Here is an 18,063-nt window from a genome sequence, read left to right as displayed (position 1 = left end):
GGTGCTGACTTTAGGCATGACCAACGGTGATTATCAGGAAGTGGTTTTGGGGTTTTATTACAGCCAGGATAAGTGTGAAGAAGCTGCAATTGAGCAGCATGTTAGTGGCGAATGTTATCCAGTTGATGAGATTATCCATTCTGGCGAACAACCAGCTATGACGGAATAGACTCCGGACAAATAAAACACCAGAAGTAATGTCGGCTAATAATGCGACGGGATTTCTACAAGCCAAATTTAAGAACTCCAAATATATGCCTTAATCGGCAGGGAATTACTCATTCTAAATAAAGGTTGGTTATGTTTTCTCAAATTTTTACGCTTAATAAAATCAGTCACGATGTTGCAGAAACAATTGCAGACGAAAATGTATTTTCTTATTTAGTTTTCAACAACGACAAAACTGTAACGGTTAAATTTCCAGGTGGGATTATTCACGACACATATCCCTGCCATCACTGCGCATTAGAAGAAGTAACTCGTATCTGGTTTTTAATTCGCGAGGCAGAAATTAAAGCGCAGCGCTGTACTACCTTGATTTTTAACTTAAGGAAATGGAAGCCATGAACAGAGCCTGTTCGTACTGCACCCAGGTCTTTGAGGAAGCAGCATTGACGAGTCGTCAGATTGGAAAGGGCTATTCCTGTAGAACAGTTTATTACTGCGCAGATTGCGTCGAAAAGAAAAACCAGCAAGCTCAATTAAAAGCCGCTCGCACAGCTAATAACAAATATGTATATGCACGCACGTTCCGTTAATTAAAAAAATCATTCAATGAAATTAATTAATACTGACCTTAAATCTAAAAAATAAATGATGCTCTTTCTGATTCCACTAAGAGGTAAATAACTGATGTACAAAATTACCGCCACCATCCTGAAACCTGGCGGGCTGCCTGTTGAATGGACCTGTATGTCAAAAGAAAGGCTAACCAGCACCCAATGCGAAAAGAAGTTCTCCCAGGTTAAAGAGGCCGGGAAAACTGCAGAAGAACGTGTGTTGGTGAAGAATTTTAAATGCGTCAGTGTGCCCCGCAAACGTAAGGCGGCCGCAAATGGCAAGTAAGCGCCGGCTGCGTCGTAAGCAATGCGATGGAAAGATGCGGCACCCTACTCTGGCAGGTGCGTTTATAGCGATAAAGATGCTTCACCGTCGTTATGGCCACCAGGGACAAATGCGAGCCTACCGCTGTCAGTTCTGCCACAAATTCCATATAGGGCATGCGCCAGGAAGAAATGGGATCGGTAGTGGCTGGCGGTAACGATACCCGGGCATCGGTAAATGTAGTGATTTTCAGTAATCAGTTTTACGCCGACCTGTGATTTACAGTACAGGTCGGTCATGAGGTGAATCATGGCGCAGATTGTTTTTAACGAAGAGTGGATGGTTGAATCTCGACTAACAGAGAGAACTGGCCTTAGTGAAGGCCAGATTAAAAACTACCGCCTGCAATTGTGGGTAGAAGGCGTGCACTTTAAGCACCTGACTGCAAAAGGTCAGACGGACAGTACCAAAGGCCTGCTCTGGTACAACCTCCCAAAGATAAATCAGTTAGTTCAGGATATATGATGAATTTCCCGACCGGCGTTGAATTACATAATGGCAAAATTCGCATTAGCTTCACTTATCGCGGCACTCGTTGCCGTGAAGTGCTTCGCGGATGGCTGGTATCAAACGCCAATATTAAAAAGGCAGGTAACTTTCGTGCGCTGGTCGTAAGTGAAATTCAAATGGGAACGTTTGATTATGCCCAGCGATTTCCAGAGTCTAAAGCCCTGAGCAAGTTCGGCACAAAAAAACGCATAAGCACCTTCGCAGAACTTTGCGATCTATTCCTCGAATCGAAATCTCTAGAAGTTTCCGCAGCATCTATGCAAACAATTACATCGTCAGTTAACACGCTTCGACGCACCGTAGGAAACCTGACATGCATAACAGACATTCAGCATGCTGATATGCTGAATTACAGGAGAGAGTTGCTGATTGGCCAGGTGCTAAACCCCGGGCTTCCAAATTTGAAAAAACAGGGCCGATCACCATCAAGAGTAAATACACTCATGAGTCTTTTGGCGGGAATGTTGAAGATAGCTAACCGCAGTCAATTTATCAGCCACTCTCCTTATGAAGGTGTCTCCGCGCTGAAAGTTTCAAAACGTTCGCCAGACCCTTTGAGCTTTGATGAATTCAATTCTTTTATGTCGGTACTCTCCCGGCATCATACGCTTATCTGGTTGGTAGCTATTCATACAGGCATGAGACACGGGGAATTGTGCGCACTTGCCTGGGAAGATATTGATCTACAGAAAGGTGAAATACGCATATCCCGCAACCTGACCCAAAGAGGTATTTTCGTTCCACCAAAAACGGAAGCTGGCATCCGTACGGTATCGCTACTGAAGCCAGCACTTGATGCTCTTACCGAACAGTTTAAAATCACGGGGGGTTTTCCGGGCCATGAAATTCTTTATCACCACCGTGAGCACGGTAGAACTGAAAAGCAAACCATCAGGACGGTTTTTGTCCCAACTTCGCACTCTAAGAAAAAGACGGGTTACTTTTCCCAGTCATCAATATCTTATGGATGGAGGTATGGGTTACGTCGCGCGGGTGTTCGTAGCCGTCACTCATACCAGTCAAGGCATACTTACGCATGCTGGTCGCTTTCTGCCGGCGCGAATCCTTCCTTTATTGCAAGCCAGTTAGGACATGAAGATTCACGGATGGTTTATGAGGTTTATGCCAAGTGGATTGGTGACATGGATCGGGATCAGGTGAACATGATAAACAATCGAATTCCATCAAGTTTGCCCCCATTACGCCCCAAAGGAGAATTGAAATTACTAAAAGTTGTTTAAAATTAGATGTATAAAATCATGAGCCGTAAATTTTCCTGATTTATTGATCCCACAGAGACTTATCACCTGTTTCATTCATCGCATATGGGTTAATCTTAATTTACAGACTGTGGTTAATCAGTTGTAAGGAGACCTGTATGGCAAAGTATCAAAACATGCTAGTCGCTATAGATCCTAATCAGGACGATCAACCCGCCCTGCGGCGTGCTGTTTATTTGCATCAACGGATTGGTGGCAGGATCAAAGCATTTCTGCCTATCTATGATTTTTCCTACGAAATGACCACCCTTCTGTCACCAGATGAACGCACAGCTATGCGCAAAGGCGTTATTAGCCAACGTGCAGCCTGGATAAAAGAACAAGCCCAGTACTACATCGATTCGGGTGTACCGATTGAGATTAAAGTGGTTTGGCATAATCGTCCCTTCGAGGCAATTATTCAGGAAGTGATCAGCGGTGGTCATGACCTGGTGCTCAAAATGACGCATCAGCACGATAAACTGGAAGCGGTAATTTTCACACCAACCGACTGGCATCTGCTGCGTAAGTGCCCAAGCCCGGTATGGATGGTTAATGAAAAACAGTGGCCTGAAGGCGGCCGAGCGGTCGTTGCGGTCAACCTTGCAAGTGAAGAGCAATACCACAACGCGCTCAATGAAAAGCTGGTTAAAGAGACCATTCGCTTAGCCGAGGATGTTAACCACACTGAAGTTCACCTCGTAGGTGCCTACCCAATTACTCCAATTAACATTGCCATTGAACTCCCTGATTTTGATCCAAGCGTTTATAACGATGCTATTCGCGGCCAGCATTTAGTTGCGATGAAAGCGTTACGCCAAAAATTTGGAATCGATGAGAAAATGACTCACGTCGAGAAAGGATTACCTGAAGAGGTTATTCCTGATCTCGCGGAACATTTGCAAGCGGGTATCGTGGTGCTCGGCACTGTAGGTCGCACCGGCCTTTCTGCTGCATTCCTTGGCAATACTGCCGAACAAGTTATCGACCATTTGCGTTGCGATTTGCTGGTCATCAAACCTGATGATTACCAAACACCGGTAGAAATGGATGACGAAGAAGACGATTAATAAGTCGTTTCCATAGAATGGAAAAGCCCGGTCATAATAAGTGACCGGTTTTTTTTGTTGGGAGGAGTGTTCAATCTCATATCAGGACTAGCCAACTAAAAAAAGCGGCATCAGGTATTTTGATACAAATCCCAGTGTTTCCCTGGTTGTGGAGTGTCTTTAACAAGTGTAGATCCAAGGTTGTTTGTGTAGTAATCAATTGCGCGATCGTAATCATCAACAACGATAGCCACATACCCCATGCATCTTTTCTGCACTCTCAAAATCCACTCCTACAATTTTGGATGAATCTACCAGCCATACTTATTTACGATAACGCTTCATTCCACACGCGTACCGAAATGAACTGCCGCCACGATTTACATCTTTTATAGCGAGGTGCTGACGAGATGCCAGCGAACATAGTCATAGAGCCAGTTAAAAACGACCGTATATGGCAAAAAGAAAAGTACAAGACCAATCTCTACTGCAAATGCACCAGCTAAAGGTAAGCTAAGCAAAAACATCGCAACTGGGGTCAGTACCAGGATTAAACCCGCTTCAAATCCCACAGCATGCAATATACGAACCAGCAGATTACGATTAAACTCATAGTGCTGCTGAAGACGGTCAAAAAGCATATTAAATATATAGTTCCATGCCATTGCAGTGAGCGCTGAAACACAGGAAAGGATGCTTGTTTTCAGCAATGGGATACGCAGAACGAATGCCATGACTACGGCAATGAGAATATTTGCAATAATCTCAAAAAGCACAGCATGAAATAACCGTTCTTTAGCACTTTTATTTAATTCAACTTTCATGGAGTTACAACTCTCAGATGTATAGATGGCCGATATATTACATTCAGCACCTTAGAAAAATCACTTCTTGATGCAACTGCAGTTATCCCCCTGCTTTTCCAAAGCGTCTAATTGTGCGCACCTCCGAAATTCCTTGCCGTATGAATCGGCCCCTTCGAGCTCTACGTATACAAGTACAGTTCGTAATGCTAAAGCTTTACTCCAGTAAAAAGCTGGCGTAAAAAAACCGCCACAACGGGCGGTTTTGGGAAGTCTCTCTTACGACTTAAAAACTAGAGCGCTTTAAGAATCGCTTCAACGCTGGCTTTGGCATCGCCAAACAGCATTTGAGTGTTCTCTTTAAAGAACAGCGGGTTCTGCACACCTGCGTAACCTGTGTTCATCGAACGCTTGAACACGATTACGTTTTGCGCCTTCCACACTTCCAGCACTGGCATACCCGCGATTGGGCTGCGAGGATCTTCAAGTGCTGCCGGGTTAACGGTGTCATTCGCACCAATAACCAGAACGGTGTCGGTATCGGTGAAATCATCGTTGATTTCATCCATTTCCAGAACCACATCGTACGGAACACGAGCTTCCGCCAACAGAACGTTCATGTGGCCAGGTAAACGACCAGCAACCGGGTGAATACCAAAGCGAACTTTGATGCCCCGTGCGCGCAGCTTCTCAGTAATCTCTGCCACCGGATATTGCGCCTGCGCAACAGCCATGCCGTACCCTGGAGTGATGATCACAGACGTTGAGTTTTTCAGCATGTCCGCTGTGTCTTCAGCTGTGATTTCACGATGCTCACCGACTTCGTCATCTTCACCAGTAGAAGAACCGTCAGTACCAAAACCACCGGCAATTACGCTGATGAAGGAACGGTTCATTGCCTTACACATGATGTAAGACAGAATCGCACCGGACGAACCAACCAACGCACCGGTAACAATCAGCAAGTCATTGCTGAGCATAAAGCCCGCTGCCGCTGCTGCCCAACCGGAGTAGGAGTTCAGCATTGAGACGACAACTGGCATATCTGCGCCACCAATTGACGCAACCAGGTGCCAGCCAACAATCAGTGCGATGATAGTCATCACCAGCAACGCTAATACTTGCAAGCCAACGCTTTCAGTACGCACGAAGATGATTAGCATAGCGAAGGAAACAACCAGCGCCGCGAGGTTCAGTTTATGACGATGTGGCAACATTAACGGTTTAGAGGAAATCTTGCCGCGCAGTTTACCAAACGCCACGATGGAACCCGTGAAGGTCACGGCACCGATAAAGATACCGAGGAAGACTTCCGTTAAGTGGATGTTTTCCATAATCGGCTCAAGGCCAGGAGCATGGTCCAGATAGCTGTTAAAGCCAACCAGAACCGCAGCCAGACCTACGAAGCTGTGCAAAATTGCAACCAACTCCGGCATCTCGGTCATTTCGACTTTCTTAGCAAGATGGATACCGATGGCGCCACCAATAACCATGGCAACGATAATCCAGACCACATTGCCAGTCTCTGGCCCGAAGATGGTCGCAACCAATGCGATACCCATACCGGCCATACCGAACAAGTTGCCTTGCTTAGATGTTTCGTGTTTTGACAGCCCCGCCAGGCTGAAAATAAACAGAATAGCGGCAACAATGTATGCTGCTGTAACTAATCCACCAGACATGTGTTACCCCTTAGTTCTTCCGGAACATTTTCAGCATTCGCTGAGTGACGGTGAAACCACCAAAAATATTGATACTGGCAATCAGTACGGCAACAAAGCTCAGGAAGCTAACCCAACCGCCATGACCAATTTGCAGCAATGCACCCACCACAATAATCCCTGAAATGGCGTTAGTGACCGACATCAGCGGGGTATGAAGTGCATGAGAAACATTCCAGACGACGTAGTAACCGACGACACAAGACAGCGCAAACACTGTGAAGTGGCCGAGGAACTCTTTAGGCGCAACGTCTGCAAGCCAGCCAAACAGAATGATCGCCAACGCCATAAACGCATATTTGCGCCATGGTGAAGCTGGTTTTTTATCTTCGACAGGAACAGCAGCTTTCTTCGCCGCAGCTTGAGGCTGTGCAGAAACCTGAATTGGCGGTGCCGGCCAGGTGACTTCACCATCACGAATAACCGTCACACCACGAATAACAACATCTTCAAAATCAATCACGGTATTGCCATCTTTCTCTTTGCAGAGCAGTTTCAGCAAGTTAACCAGGTTGGTACCGTAAAGTTGGGAGGATTGCGTTGGTAGGCGTCCTGGTAAATCGGTGTAACCAATAACTTTCACGCCGTTTGGCGTTACAGTCACCTGATCTGCAACCGTATATTCACAGTTACCGCCGTTCTGCGCTGCAAGATCGACAATCACGCTGCCCGCTTGCATGGAATCAACCATTTCACGGGTGATAAGTTTTGGAGCTGGTTTGCCTGGGATCAACGCCGTAGTAACAATGATGTCGACTTCTTTCGCCTGGGCTGCAAACAACTCCATTTCCGCTTTAATGAAGGCCTCAGACATCACTTTGGCATAGCCATCGCCGCTGCCTGCTTCTTCTTTAAAGTCCAGTTCAAGGAACTCAGCGCCCATACTTTGCACTTGTTCTTTCACTTCTGGACGGGTGTCAAAGGCGCGTACAATAGCACCAAGGCTGTTGGCTGCACCAATCGCCGCAAGGCCCGCAACACCAGCACCGATGACCATCACTTTAGCTGGTGGCACTTTGCCCGCAGCGGTAATCTGCCCGGTAAAAAAGCGGCCAAATTCATGAGCGGCTTCAACAATTGCGCGATAACCCGCAATGTTAGCCATTGAACTTAGGGCATCGAGCGACTGCGCACGTGAAATACGTGGCACGGAGTCCATCGCCATTACGGTGACATTTTTAGCGGCAAGCTTTTCAAGCAACTCAGGATTCTGAGCAGGCCAGATGAAGCTCACCAGCGTGGAACCTTCACGCAATAGCTCAATTTCGCTATCTTGCGGTGCATTCACTTTCAGAACGATGTCAGATTGCCAGACGTCAGCGGTATCTGAAATGGTCGCGCCAACTTGTACAAATGCTTCGTCATCAAAGCTCGCCAGTTTACCCGCTCCGCTTTCGACAGTGACGGTGAAGCCCAGTTTCAGCAATTGCTCCACTGTTTTTGGCGTGGCTGCCACGCGGGATTCGCCCGCCCACCGCTCTTTTGGTACCCCAATACGCATAGTATTCCCTTCCATCTGATTTTTTGTTGATGGTTTGTCAGACATTGCCTTGGCAATCGTCAGTTCCGTTACCAGTTCAATTAAAAATGCATCTGTAACAAACTATTTATAACCTACTGAAAATAACGCCTGTGATCTAGATCAGGATCTCAGTATTTGTATCATTATCGTAAAAATTTAGCTCCAGGGCCTTAAGACAGCTCTTTTCGACTAATTTTCATCTACAACACCTGATAATACGCTTCATCAGTGCGGCAATTCACGATTCTGCGCCGCTGCAAATTGCACATTTAACATTACGTTAACCAATTAAGTTGTAAGCTTTACCACTTTTACTGGTCAAAGCACTCTTTTATGAAGCTATAAATTTTCGTTATGGAAAATAGCTGGAATCAATAATTGCAGAGTGCAAGATGCCGCAGGTAGTTAGAGGTTGCAACCTTCAACCTTAAGCCTGCCAACTTACACAATTTTTTCCACTTTTCATGCCCCATTCGTCATAGAACACCGAATTCTAAGACCTTTTTCTGAAGCCCTAGTACGTGATAAAAACCATGAAACACACATTCTGTGAGCAATTAACACACACCATAAAGTTGCATGGATGACGAGAGAACATTACGATGAACTGATTAAAACACGCGCAATCTACAGACGTCTCAAGCAGCCGCCTTTTAGCAAATCCACTTTCAAATAAATTAGCCAATAAAAGCATGACCCTACAGTATCAATATCCAGAGCATCTCCGTCATACACTTAAAACTCTTCCATCAAGTCCTGGTGTATATATTTTCTACGGTTCGGATCAAAGCTTTCCTCTCTACATCGGGAAAAGCATCAACATTCGTAGTCGTGTTCAGTCGCATTTCAGAACGCAATCTGAAGCGAAATTACTGCACATGACCACTCGTATTGAATTTCACCAAACCATTGGTGAAATTGGCGCCCTGTTACTTGAGTCCCAGCTCATAAAGAATCACAGCCCACTCTTCAACAAAAGGTTACGGGTGACGAGAAAGCTTTGTTCTCTTCGTATTACTGATCAAACAACACAATTTGTATTCAGCAGCGAAACCGACTTCACAAATGTTAAGGGCTTATTTGGGCTGTTTAAAACCAGGCATGCAGCTATAGACCAGTTAAGAGAGTTGGCAGACAAGGAACAACTTTGTTGTGGGGTATTAGGCCTTGAAAAGTTGACTGCTGGCAGGCCGTGCTTCCGTTTCTCGTTGAACAAATGTGCGGGTGCGTGTTGCGGGAAAGAGACTATTGAGCGTCACCAGGAACGGCTTAGAAGTTCTCTTGAATCGATAAGAGTCCGGAGTTGGCCATACCCTGGACGCATTGCGTTAAAAGAGAAATCAGGAGATCAAACTGAGTACCATATATTGAATAACTGGTTGTATTTGGGAACGGTAAACTCTCTGGAGTCAGGTAAAGCAATGGTTACTCCTCCCTCACATTTTGACCGGGACAGTTACAAGATTCTTTGTCGATATGTTTTCCAGAGCGACGCTGTAAAAATCGTTGAGCTAGACTGACTCGCAAATTCTTCTGCTCTTTGCTTCACGTCTTTCTTGAGATAACCACCGTACTAACCAAACGCGTCATAAACACCCTTACAGGGCGCTTTCAGCTGGTGCAAATCCTGCTTTTATTGCCTGACAGTTGGGACATGAGAATGCGCAAATGGTATATACGGTCTACTCTGCATGAATTTCCGGATTGGACTCGGATCAAGTCAGCCTTTTGAACCGAAAAACAGCTAAAGTACATGACAGTTATTACACTATTAATATTCATTAATATCAATTAGTTAACCTGTCATGACAAGCTAAATCGATCAGTTGTAGATTAGCCACTATTTCAATGCAATAATCTGCGGCTAACAGGTAACCCTCAGAGAATGCGGTATTTGTATTCATTTTGCGCAAGGCGAAGGACTATTTTTATGAAGCTCAAGAACACCCTTCTGGCATCAGCACTGATTTCCTTAACGGCGCTGTCTGCTCAGGCAGCAACAGAACTGACACCGGATCAAGCTGCGGCTCTTAAACCATTTGATCGCATTACTATCACTGGTCGTTTTAATGCGATTAGTGACGCTGTCGATGCTGTTTCCCGTCGTGCAGATAAGATCGGCGCTGCATCTTTCTATGTTCAGAGCACTAACGATGCCAGCAACAGCGGTAACTGGCGCGTAGTCGCTGATGTGTATCATGCTGATGCCCCTAAAGCCGAAAATACGTCCAATCGCGTTATTAATGGTGTGACGGAGTTACCGAAAGACCAGGCATATGCGCTTGAGCCATTCGATACTGTGACCGTCCAGGGCTTCTACCGCAGCCAACCAGAAGTTAACGATGTGATTACCCGTGCAGCTAAAGAAAAAGGTGCGGACTCCTTCTTTATCGTGCGCCAGGTTGATGCAAACTCAGGTGGTAACCAGCGTATTACAGCTTTCATCTATAAAAAAGATGCGAAAAAACGTGTTCTGCAAAGCGCTGACGCGATTCCTGCTGATTCAGAAGCAGGTAAAGCAGCGCTGGCAGCCGGTGGCGCCGCAGCCGCCAAAGTTGAGATTCCAGGTGTAGCAAGCTCCAGCATGCCAAGCTCAGATGTTGGCCGCTTCTTTGAAACACAAACAAGCAAAGGTGGTCGTTACACTGTAACGCTGCCAGACGGCACTAAAATTCAGGAACTGAATAAAGTGACTGCCGCTCAAATGGTTCCATTTGATAGCGTGAAATTCACTGGCCATTATGGCAGCGGTACTGAAATTTCTTACCAGGTTGCAAAACGTGCGGCCAAGAAAGGTGCGAAGTTCTACCACATCACTCGTCAATGGGATGAACGTGGCGGTAACATGACAATTAGCGCTGATTTGTATAAATAAGCGCAGCTTTTGTAGCAAAAAGGGTGGCTATGCCGCCCTTTTTTTATTTCCCTGGCATTTTATGGCTCATGTCATTGCAAGCAGCGTCTACACTCCGTAAAATTCCGCGCCTTAGTGTTACCCACCATTTTTATGCATAAAAACATGATAATTATTCTGGGTCTTATTTGAATATCACGGGACTGCTATGGAAAAGAAACTTGGCCTCGCCGCATTAACTGCATTGGTATTGAGTTCGATGCTCGGTGCTGGTGTATTTAGCCTGCCGCAAAACATGGCGAGTGTGGCCAGTCCCTCAGCATTACTGATTGGCTGGGCCATTACGGGTGCAGGTATTTTGTTGCTGGCGCTGGCAATGTTGGTGCTAACCCGCCTGCGGCCAGATCTGGACGGCGGAATTTTTACTTATGCACGCGAAGGTTTTGGCGAACTGATCGGATTCTTCTCCGCATGGGGCTACTGGCTTTGTGCAGTGATCGCCAATGTCTCCTACCTGGTTATTGTTTTCTCCGCACTGAGTTTCTTCACCGATACGCCGGAACTACGCCTGTTTGGTGATGGGAATACCTGGCAGTCGATTATTGGGGCATCGGTGCTACTGTGGATGGTTCACTTCCTGGTACTTCGCGGCGTGCAAACTGCGGCCAGTATCAATCTGGTTGCCACACTTGCGAAGTTATTGCCTTTAGGTCTGTTTATCGTTCTAGCCGCTTTGGCCTTTAAACTTCGTACCTTCACCCTTGATTTTAGCGGGATTGCGCTGGGTGTTCCCGTTTGGGAACAGGTCAAGAACACCATGTTGATTACCCTTTGGGTATTTATTGGTGTTGAGGGGGCGGTGGTTGTTTCTGCTCGTGCGCGTAATAAAAATGATGTCGGGCGAGCAACACTTCTTGCAGTGACTGCTGCATTAGGCGTGTATCTGCTCGTCACATTGCTTTCGTTGGGGGTAATTGCCCGTCCGGAACTCGCCGGAATGCGCAATCCTTCGATGGCCGGATTAATGGTCGAAATGATGGGCCCTTGGGGTGAAGTCATTATCGCTGCTGGACTCATTGTTTCAGTATGTGGTGCCTATCTGAGCTGGACTATCATGGCCGCAGAAGTGCCATATCTTGCAGCCACACATAAGGCCTTCCCGAAGATTTTTGCTCGTCAGAACAAGAATAATGCACCGTCTGCTTCGCTGTGGCTTACCAATATTAGTGTCCAGATTTGCCTGGTTTTGATTTGGTTGACGGGCTCAGATTACAACACGCTGCTGACAATCGCTTCAGAGATGATTCTGGTTCCCTACTTCCTGGTCGGTGCCTTTTTGCTAAAAGTGTCGACACGCCCTCTGCATAAAGCAATTGGCTTTGGGGCATGCATTTATGGCTTATGGCTGTTGTATGCATCAGGCCCCATGCATTTACTGCTTTCGGTGGTATTGTATGCGCCGGGATTATTAGTCTTTATGTATACGCGCAGCACGCATACGCATGACATCAAACTTAACTTCAAGGAAAGATCTGTCATTTTCCTGATGCTGGTGGCTGCATTTCCTGCAACATGGGTACTGGTGAAGTAAATCACCAGATAACAACAGTAAGGAGTCGTCGATGGAGATAACATCATCCGCCAGCCCTATTTTGATTACTGGTGCCGGTAAACGAATTGGCCTGGCACTAGCGCGACACTTCCTGGCTCAAAAGCAACCCGTCATTATCAGCTACCGTACGCGTTATCCGGCGGTAGATGAGCTAGAACAGGCAGGGGCAACTTGCCTGTTCGCAGATTTCTCAACTAATCAGGGTATTGAGCAATTTGCCCTGAACGTCACACAGCGTTGCGACGGCCTGCGAGCCATTCTGCACAATGCCAGTGCCTGGCTTCCAGAGTCCTCTCACTCGTCGCACGCGCAGACGCTGGCTGAAATGCTACAAATTCACGTTAACACCCCCTATCTTCTCAATCATCTTCTTGAGCCACTATTGCGTGGAGGTGGGCATTCAAGTGCCGATATCATTCATTTCACAGATTACGTTGTAGAACGTGGAAGCGATAAGCACATTGCCTATGCCGCCAGTAAAGCTGCGCTTGATAATATGACTCGCTCATTTGCCCGCAAACTGGCACCTGAAGTCAAAGTGAATGCCATTGCGCCTGCAATGATCATGTTCAATGAGCATGACGATATCGAGTACCGAAAAGCTGCATTGAATAAATCTTTGATGAAAATAGCGCCTGGTGAACAAGAAATAGTTGGATTAGTAAATTATCTGTTGAACAGCAGTTACGTCACAGGCCGCACCCACTGCGTTGATGGCGGCCGCCCGCTTCGATAATTTTGTTTACCCTCGATTTATGGCATTAAAACCTTTTGCAGTGTATGTTTTCTTTTTGATCCAATGTATCGGGCTATGAACAAAATCGTATACGTAGAAGACGATCCTGAAGTAGGAGCGTTAATTGCCGCTTATCTCGGCAAACATGACATTGACGTTATTGTTGAAAGCCGCGGTGATTGCGCTGAGGCAACAATCCAGCAGCAGCGCCCTGACCTTGTGTTGCTGGATGTCATGCTCCCCGGCAAAGATGGTATGACATTGTGCCGTGACCTGCGTCCTCAATGGGATGGCCCGATTGTGCTACTGACTTCTCTGGACAGCGATATGAACCACATATTGTCGCTGGAGATGGGCGCTAACGACTATATCCTCAAAACCACGCCTCCAGCCGTTCTTCTTGCACGCTTACGCTTGCACCTACGCCAACGTGTTTCTGCACAACATACCGTTGAAAGTAGCCCTACAGCGCTTAAACCACACAAAGCTATGCGCTTTGGCGCATTGTGTATTGACCCGGTCAATCGTCAAGTTACGCTTGGTTCAGAGAACATCACGCTTTCTACTGCTGATTTCGATCTGCTTTGGGAACTGGCGACTCACGCAGGGCAAATTATGGATCGCGATGCGTTGCTTAAAAACTTGCGTGGGGTGACTTACGACGGTCTGGATCGTAGCGTTGACGTCGCTATTTCACGACTTAGAAAAAAACTCTACGACAGTGCTACTGAACCGTTTCGTATCAAAACAGTGCGTAATAAAGGTTATTTATTCGCCCCCCACGCATGGGAGAGCGAAGTTTAGGTGTTCTGTATTTTACTTGTTTAACGCTAGAAATAACCGTTCATTTAATGAGCGGTTATTTTGATTCAACGACTTCCTTTCGAAATCCTTCCTCATATATTTCACTACCCACCAGACTAGTTTTAATTCTGTAAACTTATGTATAGAAATACACCTAACTTATATGATAGATTTCTGTCTGTGATTTGCTTCAAAAAAATCAGATGAATTTTTCACAAAAAAACTATTTTCATTATTACTTTGTGTTCTTTTTGTTACTTATCTGAATTAACAAAAATAAGATTTAAACTTTATTCGCGGGAAAGCAACCGTGAATAATGTAGAAAAATAGCTAATCTCACCTTTCTGTTAACACCAGATAACTCGCTTTGACAACACAGTTATCTGTTTAAAAAACCATTACAAGCGTAATTGCTTCAGGTAATTTTGTGATAAAAGTGTGGCTACAAAACAATCTTTTACACCGTTTAAATAACAGCCAAATCAAGTTATTAAACAATCGCTATGCCCATGCCATTATTGCCAGCACTATGGCTATCGTTCCCTTATCGATTGTCCGTGGTTTAGTCATCACCGCATCGGTACTCTGTGAAACAGCAGGTTTTGACCAGGCAGCTCAGTGGTTTATACAGTTGCAAATTGGTTTTTTAGCGCTCGCTCCGCTGGTTATGAATATCTATGTGGCTGTTCACTGGGCTGTCAGAAACCGCCTGTCACAAATATACTGCATTGCGTTAAGTATCAGCACATTGATGATCTTCCGGCGAATACTGGATGATAATGCACAATTTTACCTGGATATCAGTATTCCTATGGCTTTGGCTTCCGGAATAATTGGTAATGTATTACAAGAAATAGTCAGTAAAAATCTGTTAAAACTTCGCCAGTGGCGCGATAACAATAACGTTACGATTGTTTCATTTTTTGTTACATTGATGATAGTTGCTCTATTCAGCAGCATTATAAAATTTGCTGCTGAAACTGGCTTGCATCATGCAATGAGTTTTTTCAGCCAACTGTCACTTTATTTTTACCCTACTAACTTTCTAAATGGCATTTTATACGTCCTGTTGCGCAGTGTTCCATGGTTCTTTGGTCTCCACGGCTATTATCTATTTATGGACATTGATGTTGCCTTTACTGCTGCTGCAAAATTAAATATTAATGATTGGTATTCAGGACGTGGTGCACTCAACATTCTCAGCCCAGTCTTCTACGACATGTGGTGTAATTCCGGTGGTACAGGAAATACGCTTAGTTTGGTGATCTGTATTTTAATGCAGAAAAACAGCCCACACCGCCGTCTGTTGACCATCGCTGGGCCGATGGCATTGTTTAACATCAACGAACCACTCATTTTTGGTTTTCCGATTGTTCTCAATCCGGTAATGATTATTCCGTTCGTCCTGACCCCGTTAGTCTCTTACATCGTGGCGTATGGCGCGACTTACTATAGTTTCATTCCAAGAATTACCGCTATCGTGAGCTGGTCAACTCCAGGGCCTATCAAGGTGTGGTTAGCCAGCGGAGAATCAAGTGCCGCCGTACTGCTATATATTGCTCTTGTCGCCCTGGGCGTGGCTATTTATTACCCATTTGTCAAAAGTACATTAAAACAAAAAAGCGCTGTAAATAATGACATGGACTTACTGACCGGTGAGATGAAAGTCGTTCAGCCGACTGATTTTGAGATGGTGCCAAATTATAGTCATATTGTTGAAGAAAACAGCTACATTGAAGCTCAGCGACAAATTGAAAAGCTACAATCCAGTGGTCAGTTCATTCTCTATTTCCAACCCCAAGTACGCTTATCTGATAACAAGGTTGTCGCTCTTGAAGTGCTGATCCGCCATCAGTGCGACAGTGGCAAGATTACTCCCCCTATTTTCCTGAAATATTATGAGCGTGCAGGTCTGATGCCAGAGATAGACTTCTGGGTGATGGAAAACGCACTGGATTACCTACGCGAAAATATGTCTGAGACAGAGAGCATGACTCTGTCAGTCAATATTTCGCCACAAACCTTAGTCGACTATCGACTTCTGCATATTGTGAACAAAGTGCTGGCCAAACCACTACCTGCTGGCTGGAGTCTGGAGTTTGAGATAACGGAGTCACAGAAGATTCAAGAGCCTGTACGTCTGGCAGAGGTGATGGAAAAGTTGCGCAGTCTAGGTATCAAAATCGCACTCGATGATTTTGGTTCAGGGTACTCGACGCTGCACTATTTGACCCGCTACCCACTAGACAAGATAAAGCTCGATAGATCGATGGTTCTCGGTCTGGCCAAGCCGGATGGCTTTAGCTTCCTGCAGCAGGTAGTTAAATTATGTATGGTGGTTCAGTGCGAAATACTTATCGAAGGTGTTGAAACTGAGCAAGAATTAGAGCTAGTAAAAATGGCCGGCATTGAGTTGTGCCAGGGATTCTTGTTCCACCGCCCTTTACCGGGAAAAATCGTGTGTCAACTTCTGGCGGAACAACACAAGATGGAAATGCAGCCGGGCCATTCTCTACCTGAGGTTGAAGCAATCGCTTAAGCCACCATTCTCATTAAACACCACACTAACACACACCAGATATTGTCAGCAGGGGCAAACCCTGCTTTCATAGCCTCCCAGATGGGGTATGAAAATTCTAGAATGACATCGCTCATATCCCGATAGCGCTCCTGTAAAGCAGGGGCCAGTCTTCAGATACGCAATAACCCGGTGATTTTCATTGAAAAAGTTATTTATACAATTCTATCTTTTACTGTTCGTCTGCTTTTTGGTGATGACCATGCTGGTTGGCCTGGTATACAAATTCACCGCCGAACGTGCAGGTCGCCAGTCGCTAGATGATTTGATGAAAAGCTCACTGTATTTAATGCGTAGCGAATTGCGAGAAATTCCTCCTCGCGACTGGAACCGCACCATTAAAGATCTCGACCTTAATTTATCCTTTAAGCTGCACATTGAGCCAATGGATAAATTCAAGCTTGATGAGATGACCATGCATCACCTGCGCGCAGGCGAAATTGTCGCTCTCGACGATGAGTATACATTTATCCAGCGCATCCCTCGCAGCCACTATGTACTGGCCGTAGGGCCAATACCGTATCTCTTTTTCTTACACCAAATGCGCTTACTGGACGTCGCACTGATGGCATTTATTGCCATCTCCCTCGCCTTCCCCGTATTTATCTGGATGCGACCGCACTGGAAGGACATGCTCAAACTAGAAACGGCGGCGCAAAGATTGGGGCAAGGACATCTGGATGAGCGAATTCATTTCGACAGTGCTTCAAGTTTTGAGCGTCTGGGCGTCGCGTTTAACCACATGGCCGATAGCATTAATGCGCAAATTGCCAGTAAGAAGCTCCTGATTGACGGAATTGCTCATGAACTGCGTACACCATTAGTCCGTTTACGTTATCGCCTCGAGATGAGTGATAATCTTACCGAAGCGGAGTCACTGGCGCTAAACCGCGACATTGGACAATTGGAAGCGTTAATTGAAGAATTGCTAACCTACGCACGTCTGGATCGCCCGCAAACGGAGTTACAACTGGCAAGTGTCAACGTTCCTCGGTGGCTTGATGAGCACATTGCCGACGTCAGAATTATTCATCCGCATCTCGATATCTTGTTGGATACCCCACCCAGCGGCAATTTTGGCCTGATTGACCTGCGTCTGATGGAACGAGTGACAGATAACCTGGTCAACAACGCACTGCGTTACAGTAACGAGAAATTACGCATTAGCCTGTGGCTTGATGGACAAACCGCGATTTTGCAGGTGGAAGACGATGGCCCAGGTATACCCGCAGAAGAACGCGAAAGAGTATTTGAACCCTTTGTTCGCCTCGACCCAAGCCGCGACCGTGCTACCGGTGGCTGTGGCCTTGGGCTGGCAATTGTGCATTCTGTCGCAACCGCTATGGAAGGCTCTGTAGTAGTTGATAGCGGTGCCTTGGGCGGTGCGCGTTTTCGCTTTAGCTGGCCAATTAAAACTGAATCCGCAATGACACTGGCATCCATCAAGCCAAGCCGCTAAAAATCACATTATCTCCTGCCTGACTATTGCAACACAGATGGTCAGGTTCAT

The 18,063-nt window shown here is 45.9% G+C and carries 16 protein-coding genes and 1 pseudogene; 13 read left to right on the top strand and 4 right to left on the bottom strand.

All coding sequences use genetic code 11. From position 1 onward, the window contains the following. The first annotated feature begins 1 nt into the window (after nt 1). The 6 genes from M977_RS20580 to uspE all read left to right on the top strand — a co-directional run bounded on the left by M977_RS20580 (nt 2) and on the right by uspE (nt 3,943). A complete protein-coding gene (locus tag M977_RS20580; protein WP_280643835.1) occupies nt 2–169 on the top strand; it encodes a DUF1482 family protein in 168 nt (55 codons plus the stop codon). Nucleotides 170–300: 131 nt separating this feature from the next. Continuing rightward, nucleotides 301–567: a hypothetical protein gene (locus tag M977_RS20575; protein ID WP_064518608.1), complete on the top strand. Its 267-nt coding sequence runs from the start codon at nt 301–303 to the stop codon at nt 565–567. Nucleotides 568–852: 285 nt separating this feature from the next. After that, a complete protein-coding gene (locus M977_RS20570) occupies nt 853–1,065 on the top strand; it encodes a DUF1187 family protein (RefSeq protein WP_064518607.1) in 213 nt (70 codons plus the stop codon). Between the two features lie 288 nt (nt 1,066–1,353). Next, nucleotides 1,354–1,569, top strand: coding sequence for an excisionase family protein (xisR, locus tag M977_RS20565; RefSeq protein ID WP_064518606.1), 216 nt, complete (start codon nt 1,354–1,356; stop codon nt 1,567–1,569). Further along, complete coding sequence (locus M977_RS20560) at nt 1,569–2,855, top strand: site-specific integrase (protein WP_064518605.1); 1,287 nt, start codon at nt 1,569–1,571, stop codon at nt 2,853–2,855. Before xisR ends, M977_RS20560 begins: the two co-directional genes overlap by 1 nt. 137 nt (nt 2,856–2,992) lie before the next feature. Next, nucleotides 2,993–3,943, top strand: a complete 951-nt coding sequence (uspE, locus tag M977_RS20555) for a universal stress protein UspE (protein ID WP_064518604.1) — start codon at nt 2,993–2,995, stop codon at nt 3,941–3,943. 131 nt (nt 3,944–4,074) lie between these two features. Here uspE and M977_RS24635 read toward each other — a convergent pair. The 4 genes and pseudogenes from M977_RS24635 to pntA form a co-directional block, all read right to left on the bottom strand. Continuing rightward, a pseudogene (locus M977_RS24635) lies at nt 4,075–4,206 on the bottom strand (VOC family protein); the annotation flags it as partial. Between the two features lie 105 nt (nt 4,207–4,311). Further along, nucleotides 4,312–4,746, bottom strand: a complete 435-nt coding sequence (locus M977_RS20550; protein WP_064518603.1) for a PACE efflux transporter — start codon at nt 4,744–4,746, stop codon at nt 4,312–4,314. A gap of 272 nt (nt 4,747–5,018) precedes the next feature. Then, the gene (pntB, locus tag M977_RS20545) at nt 5,019–6,407 is read right to left on the bottom strand and encodes a Re/Si-specific NAD(P)(+) transhydrogenase subunit beta (RefSeq protein WP_064518602.1); all 1,389 of its coding nucleotides are present in this window, start codon (nt 6,405–6,407) and stop codon (nt 5,019–5,021) included. Between the two features lie 10 nt (nt 6,408–6,417). Next, nucleotides 6,418–7,947 carry a Re/Si-specific NAD(P)(+) transhydrogenase subunit alpha gene (gene pntA, locus M977_RS20540; protein ID WP_064518601.1) on the bottom strand — a complete coding sequence of 510 codons (1,530 nt, stop codon included), beginning with the start codon at nt 7,945–7,947 and terminating at the stop codon, nt 6,418–6,420. 713 nt (nt 7,948–8,660) lie between these two features. Between pntA and cho the strand changes: the two genes are divergently transcribed. The 7 genes from cho to rstB all read left to right on the top strand — a co-directional run bounded on the left by cho (nt 8,661) and on the right by rstB (nt 18,012). Continuing rightward, nucleotides 8,661–9,488, top strand: coding sequence for an excinuclease Cho (gene cho, locus M977_RS20535; protein WP_064518600.1), 828 nt, complete (start codon nt 8,661–8,663; stop codon nt 9,486–9,488). A gap of 410 nt (nt 9,489–9,898) precedes the next feature. After that, entirely contained in the window at nt 9,899–10,843 is a 945-nt protein-coding gene (gene ydgH, locus M977_RS20530) for a DUF1471 family protein YdgH (protein WP_064518599.1), read from the top strand. Nucleotides 10,844–11,030: 187 nt separating this feature from the next. Then, nucleotides 11,031–12,413, top strand: coding sequence for an amino acid permease (locus tag M977_RS20525; protein ID WP_064518598.1), 1,383 nt, complete (start codon nt 11,031–11,033; stop codon nt 12,411–12,413). A 31-nt stretch (nt 12,414–12,444) separates the two neighbouring features. Then, on the top strand, nt 12,445–13,170 hold the full coding sequence (folM, locus tag M977_RS20520; protein WP_064518597.1) for a dihydromonapterin reductase: 726 nt from the start codon (nt 12,445–12,447) through the stop codon (nt 13,168–13,170). A gap of 75 nt (nt 13,171–13,245) precedes the next feature. After that, complete coding sequence (gene rstA / locus M977_RS20515) at nt 13,246–13,974, top strand: two-component system response regulator RstA (protein ID WP_064518596.1); 729 nt, start codon at nt 13,246–13,248, stop codon at nt 13,972–13,974. Nucleotides 13,975–14,402: 428 nt separating this feature from the next. Next, nucleotides 14,403–16,514 carry an EAL domain-containing protein gene (locus M977_RS20510; RefSeq protein WP_064518595.1) on the top strand — a complete coding sequence of 704 codons (2,112 nt, stop codon included), beginning with the start codon at nt 14,403–14,405 and terminating at the stop codon, nt 16,512–16,514. A gap of 181 nt (nt 16,515–16,695) precedes the next feature. Then, nucleotides 16,696–18,012 carry a two-component system sensor histidine kinase RstB gene (rstB, locus tag M977_RS20505; protein WP_064518594.1) on the top strand — a complete coding sequence of 439 codons (1,317 nt, stop codon included), beginning with the start codon at nt 16,696–16,698 and terminating at the stop codon, nt 18,010–18,012. The last annotated feature ends 51 nt before the right edge of the window (nt 18,013–18,063 follow it).

This window comes from Buttiauxella gaviniae ATCC 51604, from assembly GCF_001654835.1.
Classification (GTDB): domain Bacteria; phylum Pseudomonadota; class Gammaproteobacteria; order Enterobacterales; family Enterobacteriaceae; genus Buttiauxella; species Buttiauxella gaviniae.
This window is presented reverse-complemented; position numbering and strand designations above follow the sequence as displayed.

What these genes read in the sequence shown, in the direction of transcription:
- cho (WP_064518600.1), top strand. Translation starts at nt 8,661, where the DNA reads ATGACCCTACAGTATCAATATCCAGAGCATCTCCGTCATACACTTAAA.
- M977_RS20560 (WP_064518605.1), top strand. Translation starts at nt 1,569, where the DNA reads ATGAATTTCCCGACCGGCGTTGAATTACATAATGGCAAAATTCGCATT.
- M977_RS20575 (WP_064518608.1), top strand. Translation starts at nt 301, where the DNA reads ATGTTTTCTCAAATTTTTACGCTTAATAAAATCAGTCACGATGTTGCA.
- M977_RS20525 (WP_064518598.1), top strand. Translation starts at nt 11,031, where the DNA reads ATGGAAAAGAAACTTGGCCTCGCCGCATTAACTGCATTGGTATTGAGT.
- M977_RS20570 (WP_064518607.1), top strand. Translation starts at nt 853, where the DNA reads ATGTACAAAATTACCGCCACCATCCTGAAACCTGGCGGGCTGCCTGTT.
- xisR (WP_064518606.1), top strand. Translation starts at nt 1,354, where the DNA reads ATGGCGCAGATTGTTTTTAACGAAGAGTGGATGGTTGAATCTCGACTA.
- folM (WP_064518597.1), top strand. Translation starts at nt 12,445, where the DNA reads ATGGAGATAACATCATCCGCCAGCCCTATTTTGATTACTGGTGCCGGT.
- uspE (WP_064518604.1), top strand. Translation starts at nt 2,993, where the DNA reads ATGGCAAAGTATCAAAACATGCTAGTCGCTATAGATCCTAATCAGGAC.
- rstA (WP_064518596.1), top strand. Translation starts at nt 13,246, where the DNA reads ATGAACAAAATCGTATACGTAGAAGACGATCCTGAAGTAGGAGCGTTA.
- M977_RS20550 (WP_064518603.1), bottom strand. Translation starts at nt 4,746, where the DNA reads ATGAAAGTTGAATTAAATAAAAGTGCTAAAGAACGGTTATTTCATGCT.
- pntB (WP_064518602.1), bottom strand. Translation starts at nt 6,407, where the DNA reads ATGTCTGGTGGATTAGTTACAGCAGCATACATTGTTGCCGCTATTCTG.
- pntA (WP_064518601.1), bottom strand. Translation starts at nt 7,947, where the DNA reads ATGCGTATTGGGGTACCAAAAGAGCGGTGGGCGGGCGAATCCCGCGTG.
- ydgH (WP_064518599.1), top strand. Translation starts at nt 9,899, where the DNA reads ATGAAGCTCAAGAACACCCTTCTGGCATCAGCACTGATTTCCTTAACG.